Below are 13208 nucleotides of genomic sequence, written 5' to 3' on the forward strand. Positions count from 1 at the left end.
TTTCTTAAAACAGAGATATAAAAATAAACATCAAAAGATGTTTATTTTTACACCATACATATCGACATATTACGATGTGTTTATTTTTTATAATAACATATCGATAATTCGTGATATGTTTATTAATAATTAAGGAGTGAATGTTTTATGTCTAACACTTGGAAAATTTATATTTTAGCCATTGTCAGCTTTTTAGTTGGAACCTCAGAGTACATCATTTCCGGAATTTTGGATCAAATTGCTCATACTCTCGGGATCACTTTAGCTGCCGCGGGCCAGCTTATTACCATTTTCTCACTTGTATATGCTCTTTCTACACCCGTACTTATGGCGTTGACAGCAAGTATGGATAGACGCAAATTGATGATGTATGCCCTAGGTTTGTTTGTGTTCGGTAATGTCCTGGCTTTTGTACTGCCTGGTTATGGATGGTTTATTGCAGCGCGGATCATTATGGCGATGGGAGCAGGTGTGGTTGTTGTCACCGCATTAACGATTGCCGCTAAGATTGCATCGGAAGGGAAGCAGGGAAGTGCCATCGCTACGGTCGTGATGGGATTTACCGCTTCTTTAATCATTGGTGTTCCGCTTGGAAGAATGATGGCAGTAGCATTAGGCTGGAAGTCTGTATTTGGAGCAATTGCTTTGTTGGGATTGATCGCAATGGTCGTTATTTTCTTTACTCTTCCGCATACTGAAGGGGATAAGCCTGTGCCTTTGCTTCAACAGCTTGCTCTTTTCAAAAAACGGAAAGTGGCTATGGGATTATCAATCACTTTCTTCTGGCTCGGGGGATATTCTGTTGCTTACACTTATTTGTCACCGTATCTCTTGAACATCTCAGGTATAAACGGCAAGTTGCTTAGCGGTGTTTTGCTTATATTTGGAATTGCCAGTTTGGTTGGATCAAAGTTTGGGGGATATAGCACCGATAAATGGGGAGTACCCTTTACACTCGTTGGTGGGATGACGTTGCATATCGTCACACTGATTCTTCTGTCACTTGTTACTCATTCCTATATCGGAGTGTTGGTGATTCTCATATTATGGTCGTTTGCCGCATGGTCCACCGGTCCGACACAGCAATTTCACCTGGCTACAATAGAACCGGAAATGTCTGGTGTTTTGCTTAGCATGAATCAGTCAATGATGCAATTCGCCATGGCGGTCGGCGCAGGAATAGGAGGGGTTTTTGTGGAAAACATATCATTGGCCTCGATTACCTGGGTTGGTGCGTTAGGGGTTATGATTGCCATTATTGCATCATTGCTGATTTTCAATTCGCAACCGAAACAAGCGCTAAAAGATATCAATCAATAATTTCGAAAGATCTAACATCCGCTCGTTATACAAGCGGGTGTTTTTTTATAGGCTCAAGTAGAAGGCACACTGAAGCTGAAAGGGATTTTTGCCGACGGAGAGCAGAAGCACAGCAAGTTATAATATACTAGGAAGGGAAATAACGGTATGGCAGAAGGGTTCTAGCGCTTCTCGCCTGTAAGATCATTACTTTGAGGATGTGTCATCGTGAATCAAAAGACGTACATTGAAATGAGCAGGACATCGCAGTACATCAACAAAATGAGAGAGTATTCAGTGCTAATTGATGGGGCTGAGATGGGAACTATCAAAGATGGAGGAAGGCTGCGAATTGATTTACCGCCTGGTGAGCATGTTATTCAAGTGAAGATTGCTTGGTGTACAAGCCCAACTTTGAGGTTTACTTTAGCGGAAGGAGAAGTGTTGAAGTTTAGATGCGGAAGTCCGCTTCGAGGTTGGAAGTTGCTTTTGGCACTTTTTTCTGTTTTGGGCCGTCCTGAAAATTATCTGTTTATCGAGCAGGAAGAAGAGAAAAAGCTTTGTGGTGACTTTGTTGTGTGAATAAATAGGAATAAATAGATTAAATACCCCTGAATTATGTTTTGTGAAAGATTGATATAAGCGGTAGCCTTCTCAATGTCGTTCTCGGTTGGAGAAGGCTGCGTATAAGAAATTCTCGGACTTTGCGGATAGACCTTCCGATTTCAGGATTAATGTCTTCTGGGTGGATGAGTCCGATTTCATCATAGTATCGCAGTGTTTTTGTTGATACTTTGCATATCTTTGAAAATTCGCCGATCGATAGCCGAGTGATCACCTCTATGCTCCAAATGTACACCTTTCCGTAAGGGCAAAGTTAAATGTGAAAATAAAACTGTTCCAAAGTTAATCAGAAATTTATTTTCATATTGTATCCTTTCAGTATCACGTGAAAGGAGCATCATATGAAAACATTATGGAAAGTCCTAAAAATTGTTTTTGTCAGCTTGGCTGCCTTGGTTTTGCTTGTATCCGTCTCGGTATTTATTTATCACCATTTCCAGCTAAATAAGGAGGCGGCACTGCTGAAAGGTAAAGGCACAGTAGTCGATGTTGACGGGAAAAAGATGAATGTGTATCAAGAGGGAAGCGGGAAGGATACGTTTGTGTTTATGTCCGGTTCGGGGATTGCTGCGCCTGCTTATGAAATGAAGGGGCTGTACAGCAAGTTTTCAAAAGAAAATAAGATTGCTGTTGTAGATCGGGCAGGTTATGGATACAGTGAAGTGTCTCACGATGACAGAGATATTGATACAGTATTGGAACAGACGAGGAAAGCGCTTATGAAAAGCGGAAATAAGCCTCCTTATATTTTAATGCCTCATTCGATATCCGGGATTGAAGCGATGTATTGGGCACAGAAATATCCTAAGGAAATCAAGGCCATTATTGCGATGGATATTGGATTGCCCCAGCAGTACGTCACGTATAAATTGAGCGGAGTTGACAGATTGAAAGTGAGAGGGTTCCACCTGTTAACCTCGATTGGTTTTCATCGGTTTATGCCTTCCGCTGTATATAATCCTGAGGTGATTCGGCAGTCGTTTTTAACTGATGAAGAAAAAGAAATCTATAAAGCCATTAACTTTAAGCAATTTTTTAATGCAGATATGGAGCATGAGCTTTTACAGTCTTACCAAAACGGCAGCAAATCTGTGAATCTGCCGGCGCCAAAGGAAACTCCCGTCTTGATTTTAGATGCGGTCTCTGACCAAAATAGACATTCAAAGTATGCTATACAAAACCGAAAAGACTATGAAGCGTTTGCGGCTCAATTCAATACTGCCGATATAAAGGAACTGAGGGGAACACACAGTATTTATTTATATCAGCCTGATCAAATATATAAACTTTCCATGGAGTTTATGAGAAAGGTTCGCTAGGATGAAGGGTTATCGTATTTTAATCGTTGAGGACGATGTGATGATTGGTGATTTGCTGCAAAAGATTTTGCAGCGTGAGGGATATCGTGTGATATGGAAAACAGATGGAGCGGATGTGCTTTCGGTGATTCAGAAGGTGGATTTGGTCATTATGGATGTGATGCTGCCGGGTGAAGACGGGTATCAAATGTCTGCAAAAATCAAAAAGCTGGGGCTGGGCATTCCGGTTATTTTTCTCTCAGCCCGCAATGACATGGACAGCAAGCTTCAAGGTTTGCAGATCGGCGAGGATTATATGGTAAAGCCCTTTGATCCGAGAGAGCTGCTATTAAGAATGCGGAATATGCTTGAGCATCATTATGGGACCTTTACGCAAATCAAACATTTGTATATTGATGCGGTAACGAAAAAAGTGTTCAATGAAAGCCTGCATGATGAGGTATTATTTACTGCGATTGAGCGGAAAATTTTCTTTTATTTATATGAAAATAGAGACAGTATCCTGACAAAGGAACATTTCTTTGAATATCTATGGCAGCTCGAAGATAGAAACCCGAATATTGTCAATGTGCATATTAAAAAAATCAGAGCTAAAATCAATGATCAAGCGGGTGAGATGATTGAAAATATATATGGAGAAGGGTATCGGCTGAATACCGTTGTGAAGAAATGAAGCTCAAGACAAAATATCAGTTGTTATTGTTTACGGCTGTCATTAGTGTTCCGATGCTGTTGCTGGCGGTCAGTGTTTTGATGTCTGTTATTTATGACAGCATGTTTAAACCGATGAATCATGGTATGCCCTTTCACAGGTCGTTTGCGTACCCGGCAATGATCGTTGTATTTTTGATATCGCTCTTATTGTTAGCTTTTTTATTTTCAAAGTCGATTCATTCTCTGTTGCATAAAATCAATCTATTAAATCAAACCATTCGGCATTTGGCGAGTGATCAAAGGGTGCCCGATAAAATTGAAGTGAAGCGTGCTGATGAAATCGGGGAACTGATCAAGTCGGTCAATTTGTTAATTGAACGGACGACATATCGTGAACTGGAGCTGAGACAGCAAGAGGAAATCAAAAAGGAGCTTTTGCAAAAACTGCGGCATGACATTAATACACCTTTAACGGCTCTCAGGCTGCAGTTATTTTATTTGGAAGACCAATGTCATGGTCAGGCTGTATTCGAATCATTGTATCAGCAAATCGAATATATCTCGGAATTAACCAATGAATTCAATCTATATTCCGCTGAGACGCTGGAAAGCTCTTATATTGTAAATGAAGAAGTGCGTCTAAACGAGCTATTAGAAACAGCGGTGAAAAAGTGGGATTATTTATACAGTATGAGTGGGATTGAGCTGCACTATAAGGCGGCAGATCAAGATGTGATATGGATGAGCAACGCGTTATGGATGCAAAGGCTGTTTGATAATATTTTTCAAAATACGTTAAAGCATTCAAAAGCTGAAAAGATGGAAGTCACGATTGAACATGACAATGTTTTTATTCGTGATGACGGTATTGGATTTGATCGGAATGAGAGCAGTGAGGGACTTGGATTAAAGATTATTGAGGATACATGCAGGCTGCTTGCGATTACTTATGAGCTGCATACAAATGATAGCGGAACGGGGTTCTTGTTTTCAAAAGAGTGACCCCGCTGATGTTTTTCTTTCTCCTATAAAATTTATATAATAGGGAGAAAGAAATGGGGTGAACAGCATATGTTTAAAAAAATCATCAAAACGATTAAGTACCTCTCAAGCAGTTCTAGTGACCGATATCGCAGACACCGGCATTACAGCAGCAGCCGGCGCAGACATTATCGCAGCTACAGCAGCTCGGGCAAAAGAAGACACTACGACCGTTATGGCGGCAGTCATCGTTACAAACGCCGGAGCTACAGCAGCAGTTAATCCAAAAAAGTTCTTGTTCCGCTTTTGGGACAAGGGTTTTTTTATGTGACCGATTGAATGGCCCGGTTTAGATCCTCGCGAATGGAAGCGGTGTGCTGATACTCTTCCTCAATGCCCAATAATCTTTTCAGCAGCAAGGTTACTTCCTTTGTCAGTGTTAATTCCTCCAGCCAAGTGCCGTTTTTCTTCTTTTTTCCTTTATATTGAGAGTACAGCAGGAATAACAGCGTTTCTCCGAGATCGAAGAAGTCATCCTGTTTTCGTACCTTTATTTCCTCCATTTCTTCAGGAGTCAATTGTTTGGCAAGGCCGAAATCGATGAGGCAGAGCCTGCCGTCATTGATGATGATATTAGGCGTTCTGATGTCGCTGTGGAAGATAAGGCGATCATGCAGGTATTCTATAATCTCAAGCAGCTGCGAAATCAGTTGTAACGCCATAAGCTCTGTGAACGGCTGTTTTCGAAAAAATAATAATTCTTCTATATTCTCTCCCTCAATGAACTGCATGACATAATAAGCCTGTCCGTCTATGATGAACTCATCTATGAAGCCCGGAATTTGCGGGTGGTGAATGCTTTTGAGAAGTTTTATTTCCTGCTGGAACCGGACTTTTTCTTTTTCCTTTTTCGCTTTTGTCGGCCGAAGCTGTTTTAAGACATAAGGTGTTTGAGTTAGGATATCGGTGCACAAATAAACCAAACCGTAGCCTCCCATACCGAGGCACTCTTCGATTTTGTATTGATGATTTAAGATAACGCCGTTCTTTAGAGGGCGGTCAAATAGCAGTTTTTTTAGAAGTTTTAATGCCATGTCTGCACTTCCCTTGGTTGTACTGACTATAGTTTACCTTCTAGACTGAGAATAAAAAAGAGCCGGATAACCGGCTCGGTATAAGTTAAAACTGCTTTGTCACGTCGTATTCATAATCTATTTTTGCTTTTACGTTGCTCATCGTCGATCTGGCTGTCGCTAATGTATTATATTTAAAACTCCATACCTTTGCCACACTGAGTTGATCTGACAAAGAGATATCATAAGACCCTGAAGTCGAGCTGTTTACAAGAGCACGGCGCCATTCGTTGTTTTCGTTCGTCATGATCAGGTGGCGTGTATTTCCCTGGCTTGGTGTTTGAGTGGCGGTTGTCTGAACTCTGGTTACAATGGCATCACGCGGTATCCCGGATTGGTTTGTTAAATCAACCTTGATCACGCTGGAGTCAGAACCTGAGGGGCTAAGGCTTGTATTTCCTTTATTTTCAGCAACGCCGCTGAATTGGAACGTTCCGCTGCCTGATTTGATTCGGTCTTCAATTGAAAGCGTAAAGTACATGTTTCCAGTATAGGTGCCTCGTGACACTTTCACATAAAAGGTATCCGTCGTGTTTTGGGCATCTGCATTTGCATAAATAAAAGAAGAAAACGTATTAGGGTTAATGACTTCTGTCCCTTGAGAAACAGGTATTCTATTCTTATCATAAATTTCAATTTTCATCCCTGTATACGCGCTCTGGTATGTACTCCTCACGTATACTTTTTCTCCCTTATTAGCCGTAAAAGTGAAATAGGCTTCATCTTGACCAGCTTCCAGTATTGTTGTATCGATATTTTTATATTTCCAATAACCGATCGGCATTGCGGTATCAAATGAATTGTTTCCTGTGATAGCAGTGACTCCGGCAGCTGATGCCGAATACGTAAAGGTGGATAAGACAGACAGCATAACAGCGAATGGAATAAGCCATTTTTTCACCATGCAAACAACCTCCTTTTATTTCCATCATACATAATAACGATTTAGGTGTAAATAAATGTTTTTTGAGGTTAATATATACATTATCTTTGCCGATAAAAAAGAATAAGAGAGAATACTCGGGAGGGAATTCAATGCGTCTGAATCGGCAATTTATCCGCACTCAGCTGATGGCACAGAACATATTGAGCAAGAATGCGCCTGCCAAACGGGAGAATGCGACTGAAAATCCAGCGGCAGTTCTGGAAAAGGCATACAGCAGGCTTAAGTCACAATCTTCAACTGGGGGAATCAATCAGTTCAATTATTCTAAAACCAGCGTGTCGGGAAACAGCGGGACGTTCAGCAAAGTGTATCAATCAGCGAATGATCGAACAGTGACAGACACAGGGGAAGAAACAGTGATTCAATCCCAAAACCCCTATGAATCTGAGAGTGATATCAGAATCAAAATACTAGATGAAAAATACAGCAGGATGAATGCGATTAATAAAACAAAGTCTGATCCATTAGGCTATATTAAGGATAAGTACCAAAATTCAAAGTCTCCTTATTTCAGAAGTGATCTGTCAGCTGCAGAAAGACAGGCCGCTTACGATAATGAAACAGAATGGCTATTCAAAGGCAAGGCCCAAAACTATAACCTTCAGGATGCTGCGTTTCGGAATGTCACATTTCATGGGGAAGTGGAAGCTGAGAATGAAAAGGTGTATCAGCGGGGACAGGTTAACCAGCAGCTGCAAGTGCTGTTGAATCGAAACCATATTTATATTCCAGAGGGGACAGAGCTGACGTTTACAATCACACCGATTGACTATCAGGTGCGGGTGAGCGGGACAGACGATCAGGATCTGATCAAGCAAATTGAGCAAGTGCTGCAATCTGGAGACAACAGCAAAGAACTATTTTTGCACATCATGAAAAGCCAAAGCAGTGATTCAACACAATTTTCCGAAGAGGCCTATCAAAAGTATCAGGCAGCTCGTGAGATGTACGAAGTCACAGGCTATCAATTGAAGGATTTAGAAGTGATTGATGGGCGGTATATCACGCCTGATGGACGTGACTTATTAGATGTATATAAGGAAGAGCTTGAAAAAGATCCAGTGCAGAAACAAACGGCTTCTTATGCTATATCTTACTATCGTTCAGAGCTCAGTAAAATCGCGGAAGCCGGGTATAATGCCATTCCGGATTTCATCCTATCAATTGATTACAGCAATGGATTTCTGAGAGATGTGGGACAAAGCAAGAGCTATGGGACCGGAGATACCGGGTGGCTTGAAGCATTAAAGCGTCAAACGGGTGTGAATTATTAAGTAAGCTGTTCATGTAGAACAGCTTATTTTTTATGAGAATCTAAGGGGTATATTAATTTCAATATTCAAACAATTTTATTATTTTTATATAAAAGATTTTAAAAGAAGTGAACGATTCAAAACTCTGAACAAAGGTGTTTACCTGAAAAAAACAATTGTATTTTCCAGAGAAATTTATTATGATGAAATAAGTAATTTAGGAGATTATATAACAATTTTAAGTTTGAATTTTCTGATTGTTATCACTGATTCATGTGAAGGCAAGCAGGTCTGCTGTTTTCTCATTTATGAGTATTTTGTTAGGAGGAGGAAGAGGAGTGGCAAATAAAGAATTAAAGAGGGGCCTGGGCGCGCGCCATATTCAGATGATCGCCTTGGGCGGTACAATCGGTGTTGGCTTGTTTATGGGTTCTGCCAGCACGATTTCATGGACTGGCCCATCTGTCCTTCTGGCTTATGCAATATGCGGAATTTTTATCTTTTTTATTATGCGTGCGATGGGTGAAATGCTGTATGTCGAGCCGAGCACAGGTTCTTTTGCGACGTTCGGCCATCAATATATTCATCCGATGGCAGGTTATATAACAGCATGGAGCAACTGGTTCCAGTGGATTATCGTCGGCATGTCAGAAATTATCGCTGTCGGTTCTTATATGAAGTATTGGTTCCCGGATTTGCCTGCTTGGATACCTGGTATCGTGGCAATGGTGATTCTTGGTGCGGCGAATTTAATTTCTGTTAAGTCGTTTGGGGAATTTGAGTTTTGGTTTGCGATGATTAAAATCGTGACGATTATCTTGATGATTATTGCGGGAATCGGAATTATTTTCTTCGGTTTTGGCAACGGCGGAGATGCGATCGGTTTGTCGAACCTGTGGTCTCACGGGGGCTTCTTTGCAGGAGGTTTCTCAGGTTTCTTCTTTGCACTGTCTCTTGTCATTGCGGCCTATCAAGGAGTTGAGCTGATCGGGATTACAGCGGGTGAAGCGAAGGACCCGCAAAACACGCTAAGAAATGCGATTCAAAGTATTATCTGGCGTATTTTGATTTTCTACATTGGTGCTATTTTTGTGATCGTGACGGTGTATCCTTGGGATGAGCTCAACTCACTCGGAAGTCCGTTTGTGTCTACGTTCTCGAAAATCGGAATTACGGCAGCGGCCGGCATTATTAACTTTGTCGTGATTACTGCTGCAATGTCCGGCTGTAACAGCGGTATTTTCAGCGCGGGCCGCATGCTGTATACACTGGGTGTCAATGGACAAGCACCGAAATTCTTTAAGAAGATTTCACGCAATGGTGTGCCGCTGTATGGCACAATTGCGGTACTGATCGGTTTGGCTGTCGGCGTTGTGCTGAACTATATCGCTCCGCCGAAGATCTTTGTCTATGTATACAGCGCAAGCGTGCTCCCAGGGATGATTCCTTGGTTTATCATTTTGATCAGCCATATCGGATTCAGAAAAGCGAAGGGCGCTGCATTAGATAAACATCCATTCAAAATGCCGTTTGCTCCTTTTACAAACTATTTGACGATTGCTTTCTTGCTGATGGTTCTGGTTGGCATGTGGTTTAACGATGATACTCGTATCTCCCTGATTGTAGGCGTAATTTTCTTAGCGCTTGTGGTCATTAGTTATTATGTGTTTGGGATTGGCAAACGCACGCAGGCCAATTTGACAAAAAGCGAACAAGCAGCTGAATAACGATAAAAAAAGAGACATTCACGGATGTCTCTTTTTTTATTTTTCGCGTATGGATTTTCCCTATTTTAGCAAGCTATAGGGTAAAGATAGCAGAAGGAAAGGTGTTCATGAAATGGATGTTACACTCGGTTATTTGCGCGAATCACTTTCGAATCATCTAGAAAATGAAGTCTGCCAGCGTATTTGCAAGAAGATGCTGGCGAAGCGTTATGCAAATGAAGGGGAATTTGTAAAAGACTTAGATGATAATGAAATGTCTTTTTTGAACCATGTATTAGAAAAAGAAATTAAGTATGCCCAGAATGAACAGGATCAAAAACGGGCCAAGGAATTAAACGAGGTGTATGAATTACTGCTTTGAGAAAGGCGGGTAAGAAATGGGAGCAATTGAACGAAGCGGATATACATTTCAGCCGGAGTTTAGCGTTGTCCGTCAAAACGGAGCCATCCATGTGTACCATCAAGGAGAATTTGTGGAAGAAATCGAATTTGAATTTAACGGGGAATATCCCGATCATGATTTGATTGAAGAGCTTGTGAATCATTATTGTTTTGAGCATGAGATTTAGAGCCCTGCCGTGCAGGGCTCTTTTATTTAGGATGTGATCAGGCCATACTTTTTCAGGATATCCACGGTGATGTTTTTGGCTTTTGTGCCGGAATCATCGACATTGGTGACAAAGACATAAGAGCCATGCTCTGTTTTGATGAATCCGACAAACCATCCTAATCCCATATCAGTCAGGCGGGTTCCGGTTTTCCCGTAGAGCGTGTAATGATCGCCTTCCTCTTGAATCATCATGCGCTTGACGGTTTTCATTACCGGCTTGTCAAATGGAAGCTCCTCTTTAGCCAGTTTCTCCAAAAAAGTTTCTTGTTCCAGCGGAGATATTGTAAGCGAGCTTTGCAGCCAAAACTGGTCGATTCCCCCGCTGATATCCTCGTTGCCGTAAGATAGTCTATGAAGCCACGATTTCATCCTTTCCTCACCGATATCCCGCGCTAATGCCTGATAATACCAGATTGCGGATTCGCGCATGGCCGAGCCCAGCGTATGGTCGCGGTTCCATGATTCGAATTCACGCTTGACCCCGTCCCATCGTTTAACATCGTATTCATCTCTTACAGCTTTGACCTGCAAACCGATTAAAGCGTTCACGACTTTAAAGGTGGATTGCGGAGTTTGTCTTTGATTTGCCCATTTTCTGTTATAGACAAATGTCTGATCCTTTTGTAAATCGTGAAGAATGAAGGTTCCATCCGTATCCTTGAATTCGTCATCGACATTCATTCTGTTGACATTCAAGTGTTTTTCATGAGCAGATGATGCTGCGTGGACGGAGAAGCCGCCGATCCCTGCAATACTCAGCACAAGCACAACATATATCCATTTTTTCATTTTGTTCTCCCCTTCGTTTTGATTAACTACCTTTTCTCTCTTTCGTTTGTTCTTCCTTTAAAAAATAATCAAAAAGCGCTTAAATTTGGTTTTGTAAACAAATACTGTTACTGGGTTTATATTCGGAAGATAACGTGAAAATAGAGGGTAAAAAGGAAGGCAGGGTAAGCGGATGAATGAGCAGATTCCACATGACAAAAGTCTCGATAACAGCCTGATACTGCTGAAGGAAGGGTATTTATTTATTAAAAACAGAACAGAGCGCTACAATTCAGATCTGTTTCAGGCCCGTTTGTTGGGAAAAAACTTTATTTGCATGACTGGCGCTGAGGCGGCGAAGGTGTTTTATGATACGGATCGATTCCAGCGGCAGAACGCTTTGCCTAAGCGGGTGCAGAAATCGCTGTTTGGTGTTAATGCGATTCAGGGAATGGATGGCAGCGCGCATATCCATCGGAAGATGCTTTTTCTATCATTAATGACACCGCCGCATCAAAAACGTTTGGCTGAGTTGATGACAGAGGAGTGGAAAGCAGCAGTCACAAGATGGGAGAAGGCAGATGAGGTTGTGTTATTTGAAGAAGCAAAAGAAATCCTATGCCGGGTAGCGTGCTATTGGGCAGGTGTTCCGTTGAAGGAAACGGAAGTCAAAGAGAGAGCGGATGACTTCATTGACATGGTCGACGCGTTCGGTGCTGTGGGACCGCGGCATTGGAAGGGAAGAAGAGCAAGGCCGCGTGCGGAAGAGTGGATTGAAGTCATGATTGAAGATGCTCGTGCCGGCTTGCTGAAAACGACTCCCGGAACAGCGCTGCATGAAATGGCTTTTCACACACAAGAAGATGGAAGCCAGCTGGATTCCCGCATGGCAGCCATTGAGCTGATTAATGTATTGCGGCCTATTGTCGCCATTTCTTACTTTCTGGTGTTTTCAGCTTTGGCGCTTCATGAGCATCCGAAATATAAGGAATGGCTGCGGTCTGGAAACAGCCGGGAAAGAGAAATGTTTGTGCAGGAGGTCCGCAGATATTATCCGTTCGGTCCGTTTTTAGGGGCGCTTGTCAAAAAAGATTTTGTATGGAATAACTGTGAGTTTAAGAAGGGCACATCGGTGCTGCTTGATGTATATGGAACGAACCACGACCCTCGTCTATGGGATCATCCCGATGAATTCCGGCCTGAACGATTTGCGGAGCGGGAAGAAAATCCGTTTGATATGATTCCTCAAGGCGGGGGGCACGCCGAGAAAGGCCACCGCTGTCCAGGGGAAGGCATTACAATTGAAGTCATGAAAGCGAGCCTGGATTTCCTCGTCCATCAGATTGAATACGATGTTCCGGAACAATCACTGCATTACAGTCTCGCCAGAATGCCGTCATTGCCTGAAAGCGGCTTTGTAATGAGCGGAATTAGACGAAAAAGGTAAATTAAAAAGCTCTCTTCCTTTATCGAAGAGAGCTTTTTGATTACTTCTTTTTTTCATCGTAGTATTGGACGGGATACATGGAACCTTCTGATACCATTTTGTTGTCCTCGATATCTTGCGGGTCCGGGTGGCCGGCTTTATCAACTGGGAACGTTTCCATGTCGGGCTGTTTTGTTATTTTCATCTTCATGCTGTGAATGAATTCTCTTGCCTTTTGGCGATTTGACGGGTCTTTTAATAGATAAGAAGTGATGCCGACAGTTGAAACAGCGAGACCTGAAAGTAACAGCTTTTGTTTCATGGTGATACTCCTTTCTATTTTAAGAATAGTGTTTCCTGTATCATTCCCGTTTTGGAAATAGCTAAACCTATTGTGTTTTTATCATTGGAATTCACAGTAAATTCCATTTAAGAAGAAATTAGTGACTTCATTCCTGTATTGGAAGG

Annotated in this window: 14 protein-coding genes and 2 pseudogenes; 11 read left to right on the forward strand and 5 right to left on the reverse strand. The window is 42.0% G+C overall.

The genetic code is table 11. From position 1 onward, the window contains the following. The first annotated feature begins 147 nt into the window (after positions 1-147). Both RAC86_RS26460 and RAC86_RS26465 read left to right on the forward strand, forming a co-directional pair. Positions 148-1320: an MFS transporter gene (locus tag RAC86_RS26460; protein WP_377886191.1), complete on the forward strand. Its 1173-nt coding sequence runs from the start codon at positions 148-150 to the stop codon at positions 1318-1320. A 207-nt stretch (positions 1321-1527) separates the two neighbouring features. After that, entirely contained in the window at positions 1528-1881 is a 354-nt protein-coding gene (locus RAC86_RS26465; protein ID WP_029317260.1) for a hypothetical protein, read from the forward strand. A 103-nt stretch (positions 1882-1984) separates the two neighbouring features. Here the strand turns inward: RAC86_RS26465 and RAC86_RS26470 are convergent. Continuing rightward, positions 1985-2134: pseudogene (locus tag RAC86_RS26470) on the reverse strand (MerR family DNA-binding transcriptional regulator); the annotation flags it as partial. Positions 2135-2264: 130 nt separating this feature from the next. Here RAC86_RS26470 and RAC86_RS26475 point away from each other — a divergent pair. The 4 genes and pseudogenes from RAC86_RS26475 to RAC86_RS26490 all read left to right on the forward strand — a co-directional run bounded on the left by RAC86_RS26475 (position 2265) and on the right by RAC86_RS26490 (position 5216). Next, positions 2265-3242, forward strand: coding sequence for an alpha/beta hydrolase (locus RAC86_RS26475; RefSeq protein WP_015715154.1), 978 nt, complete (start codon positions 2265-2267; stop codon positions 3240-3242). Position 3243: 1 nt separating this feature from the next. Then, the gene (ybdJ, locus tag RAC86_RS26480; RefSeq protein ID WP_003234895.1) at positions 3244-3915 is read left to right on the forward strand and encodes a two-component system response regulator YbdJ; all 672 of its coding nucleotides are present in this window, start codon (positions 3244-3246) and stop codon (positions 3913-3915) included. Beyond that, positions 3912-4898: a two-component system sensor histidine kinase YbdK gene (ybdK, locus tag RAC86_RS26485; RefSeq protein ID WP_017694961.1), complete on the forward strand. Its 987-nt coding sequence runs from the start codon at positions 3912-3914 to the stop codon at positions 4896-4898. Before ybdJ ends, ybdK begins: the two co-directional genes overlap by 4 nt. A 58-nt stretch (positions 4899-4956) precedes the next feature. Further along, positions 4957-5216: pseudogene (locus RAC86_RS26490) on the forward strand (hypothetical protein). Here the strand turns inward: RAC86_RS26490 and RAC86_RS26495 are convergent. Together RAC86_RS26495 and RAC86_RS26500 are read right to left on the reverse strand one after the other, a co-directional pair. Beyond that, complete coding sequence (locus tag RAC86_RS26495) at positions 5201-5971, reverse strand: serine/threonine protein kinase (protein WP_024571602.1); 771 nt, start codon at positions 5969-5971, stop codon at positions 5201-5203. The pseudogene RAC86_RS26490 and the gene RAC86_RS26495 overlap by 16 nt on opposite strands. A gap of 85 nt (positions 5972-6056) precedes the next feature. Next, the gene (locus RAC86_RS26500) at positions 6057-6914 is read right to left on the reverse strand and encodes a hypothetical protein (protein ID WP_377886192.1); all 858 of its coding nucleotides are present in this window, start codon (positions 6912-6914) and stop codon (positions 6057-6059) included. 131 nt (positions 6915-7045) lie between these two features. Here RAC86_RS26500 and RAC86_RS26505 point away from each other — a divergent pair, with 131 nt between their 5' ends. From RAC86_RS26505 to RAC86_RS26520, 4 genes are all read left to right on the forward strand, one after another. After that, positions 7046-8230 (forward strand): DUF4885 domain-containing protein, encoded by a 1185-nt coding sequence (locus tag RAC86_RS26505; protein WP_377886193.1) that lies wholly within the window; start codon positions 7046-7048, stop codon positions 8228-8230. Between the two features lie 317 nt (positions 8231-8547). Next, positions 8548-9936: an amino acid permease gene (locus tag RAC86_RS26510; RefSeq protein ID WP_015252942.1), complete on the forward strand. Its 1389-nt coding sequence runs from the start codon at positions 8548-8550 to the stop codon at positions 9934-9936. 112 nt (positions 9937-10048) lie between these two features. Further along, entirely contained in the window at positions 10049-10297 is a 249-nt protein-coding gene (csgA, locus tag RAC86_RS26515; protein WP_024571599.1) for a sigma-G-dependent sporulation-specific acid-soluble spore protein CsgA, read from the forward strand. A 16-nt stretch (positions 10298-10313) separates the two neighbouring features. Next, positions 10314-10505, forward strand: a complete 192-nt coding sequence (locus tag RAC86_RS26520; RefSeq protein ID WP_003234886.1) for a DUF5370 family protein — start codon at positions 10314-10316, stop codon at positions 10503-10505. Between the two features lie 26 nt (positions 10506-10531). Here the strand turns inward: RAC86_RS26520 and blaOXA are convergent, their stop codons facing one another. Further along, the gene (blaOXA, locus tag RAC86_RS26525; protein WP_377886194.1) at positions 10532-11335 is read right to left on the reverse strand and encodes a class D beta-lactamase; all 804 of its coding nucleotides are present in this window, start codon (positions 11333-11335) and stop codon (positions 10532-10534) included. A gap of 172 nt (positions 11336-11507) precedes the next feature. On the opposite strand from blaOXA, the gene cypC reads away from it, so the two are divergent. Further along, positions 11508-12761 (forward strand): CYP152 family fatty-acid peroxygenase CypC, encoded by a 1254-nt coding sequence (cypC, locus tag RAC86_RS26530; RefSeq protein WP_377886195.1) that lies wholly within the window; start codon positions 11508-11510, stop codon positions 12759-12761. 40 nt (positions 12762-12801) lie between these two features. Here cypC and RAC86_RS26535 read toward each other — a convergent pair whose 3' ends face one another. Further along, on the reverse strand, positions 12802-13062 hold the full coding sequence (locus RAC86_RS26535; protein ID WP_003234883.1) for a hypothetical protein: 261 nt from the start codon (positions 13060-13062) through the stop codon (positions 12802-12804). Positions 13063-13208 lie beyond the last annotated feature (146 nt).

It is taken from the genome of Bacillus sp. LR_5 (assembly GCF_042709275.1).